The organism is Actinosynnema sp. (assembly GCF_052038725.1).
Genome location: NZ_JBQGCX010001085.1, coordinates 1 through 2,599 on the forward strand (window position 1 = coordinate 1; position 2,599 = coordinate 2,599).

Genomic DNA, 2,599 nt, shown 5'->3' on the forward strand with positions numbered 1-2,599 from the left:
CCCCAGTAGACGTCCTCGTCGGGCTCCCACACGTCGGCGCGGCCGCCGGCGACGCCGAAGGTCGTGAAGCCCATCGTCTCGAGCGAGCGGTTGCCGGTGAAGATCATGAGGTCGGCCCACGAGACCTTCTGGCCCCACTTCTGCTTGACGGGCCACAGCAGTCGGCGGGCCTTGTCGAGGTTGCCGTTGTCGGGCCAGCTGTTGAGCGGCGCGAAGCGCTGCATGACGGCGCCCGCGCCGCCGCGGCCGTCGTGGGTGCGGTAAGTGCCCGCGCTGTGCCAGGCCATGCGGATCATCAGCGGGCCGTAGTGGCCGAAGTCGGCGGGCCACCAGTCCTGCGAGGTGGTCAGCAGGGCGTCCACGTCGGCGGCCAGCGCGTCCAGGTCGAGCGTGGCGAACTCGGCCGCGTAGTCGAAGTCGCCGCCCATGGGGTCGGCCACGGGGGAGTGCTTGCGCAGGATGGCGAGGTTGAGCTGGTTGGGCCACCAGTCGCGGTTGCTCCCGCCCTCGGTCGGGTGCGAGAAGCGGCCGTGGGCGACGGGGCAGCCGCCCGCCTCCTCGACGTTCATGTCACCGACGACGGCGTTGGGGCTGTCGGACACAGGAGATCCTTCCGGGAGCGGGAACAGCGGTCGAACGGGGGGTGGTGCGGTGTTCGTGCGGTGTTGTGGTGGGGCGGCGGTGGCTCAGCGCGTGGAGGCGCAGTCGGGGCACAGGCCCCGGTAGACCACCTCGGCCTCGTCGATGACGAAGCCGTGGGAGTTCGAGGCGGTGAGGCAGGGGGCCTGGCCGACCGAGCAGTCCACGTCGGCTATGGCCCCGCAGGCCCGGCACACGACGTGGTGGTGGTTGTCGCCGACGCGGGCCTCGTACCGCGCGACCGAGCCGGGCGGCTCGATGCGGCGCAGCAGGCCCGCGCCGGTGAGCGCGCGGAGCACGTCGTACACGGCCTGGTGCGACACGGCGCCGAGCGCCCCCCGGACCACGCCGATGATCGAGTCGGTGTCGGCGTGGGGGTGGGCGTGCACCGCGGACAGCACGGCGATCCTCGGCGCGGTGACCCGCAGCGAGGCGTCGCGGAGCAGTTGCTGGAACTCGGCGGACGTGGGCACGCAGAGGAGTGTGGCGGAAAGAGTGGAACTAATCAAGTATTGGACTGCTTACGCTGTTCGGGGGTTGCCAACGCCGAGGTCCCGCGGGCGCGCTCGGCGCCGCGGGACCTCGGGGTGCGGGTCCGCCGCTCGCGGCGGGGGCTCGCTCAGACGGTGTAGCCCGAGATCAGCCGCTGCAGCTCGGCGGAGGAGCGCGACAGCGAGTCGGCGGTGTCGCGGGTGGTGGTGGCGCCCGCGCTGGTCTCGCCCGCCGCCTGGGCCACGGTCGCGATGGAGTGCGCGATGGAGTTCGCGCCGTCGGCGGTCTCGGCGACGTTGCGGCTCAGCTCGCCCGTGGTCGCGGTCTGCTCCTCGATCGCCGAGGCGATGGTCAGCTGGGTGGCGCTGATGTCGGTGACGACGCTCTGGATCTTCGCGATGGCCGCGACCGCCTCGGTGCTGCCCACCCGGATCGCCTCGATCTGCCGGGCGATCTCCTCGGTGGCCGTCGACGTCTGCAGCGCCAGCTCCTTCACCTCGCCCGCGACGACCGCGAAGCCCCGGCCCGCGGCGCCCGCCCTGGCGGCCTCGATGGTGGCGTTGAGGGCGAGCAGGTTGGTCTGCTGGGCGATGTCGTTGATCAGCTTCACCACCGAGCCGACCTCCGCCGACGACTCGCCGAGGCGCACCATGGTCGCGTCGGCCTCGGCGGCCGTGCGCACGCCGTCCTCGGCGATCTGGGTCGCCCTGGTGGCGCTGCTGGAGATCTCCGCGACGGCGGCGTTCATCTCCTCCGCGGCGGCGGCCATCGTGGTGACGATCGCCGACACCTCCCCGGCGCTGGTGCTGACCGTGCCCGCGCGGTCGCTCGTGGACCTGGCGCCGTGCTCCAGCTGCACGCTGACCGCGCTCAGCTCCTCGGCCGCGCCCGCCACGTCCCGCGAGGTGGAGGTGACCTCGCGGACCAGGCCGCGCACCCGCTCCAGGAGCCGGTTGAAGCCCTCGGCGGCCAGCGCGATCTCGTCGCGGCCCGCCGCGTCCGCGCCCCTGGTCAGGTCGAGGGTGTCCGCGACGCCGACGAGGTCGTCGCGCAGGGCGTTCAGCGGGTGGGTGATCGAGCGGACCAGGAGCGCGGCGAGGGCGGCGCCCAGCAGCAGCGCGGCGACCCCGCTGGCGATCAGCAGGGTGGTGGCGCTGTCGGCCGTGGCGTTCGCCCTGGTGACGGCCTCGTCGCTGCGCGCGAGGACGGAGGCGACGATCTGGTCGATGTCCTTGGTGATGCGCTCGAAGATGGCGATCTCGTCGACCAGCACCAGCTTGTCGGCGGCGGCGGCGGACTCGGGGGTGCCCAGCCGGTAGTTCGCGACCACCTGCTGGTCGAGCTTCATGAACTCCGCGAAGTCCGCCACGGTGGCCTCGTAGTGCCCCCGCTCGGCCTCGGTCAGCCCGGCCGCGCCGAGGGCGTCCAGCTCGGTCGCGAAGGCCTGCGAGGAGGTGAGGAAGGCGGC

Annotated in this window: 3 protein-coding genes; all 3 read right to left on the reverse strand. The window is 73.0% G+C overall.

From position 1 onward, the window contains the following. Window positions 1-602: peroxidase family protein (locus ACTUAL_RS23000; RefSeq protein ID WP_440901694.1), on the reverse strand; the 602-nt coding region annotated here is incomplete at its 3' end. An 84-nt stretch (window positions 603-686) separates the two neighbouring features. Beyond that, the gene (locus ACTUAL_RS23005) at window positions 687-1,112 is read right to left on the reverse strand and encodes a Fur family transcriptional regulator (RefSeq protein ID WP_096495289.1); all 426 of its coding nucleotides are present in this window, start codon (window positions 1,110-1,112) and stop codon (window positions 687-689) included. A gap of 146 nt (window positions 1,113-1,258) precedes the next feature. Further along, window positions 1,259-2,599, reverse strand: a 1,341-nt coding sequence (locus ACTUAL_RS23010; RefSeq protein ID WP_440901695.1) for a methyl-accepting chemotaxis protein, incomplete at its 5' end; no start/stop codon positions are given.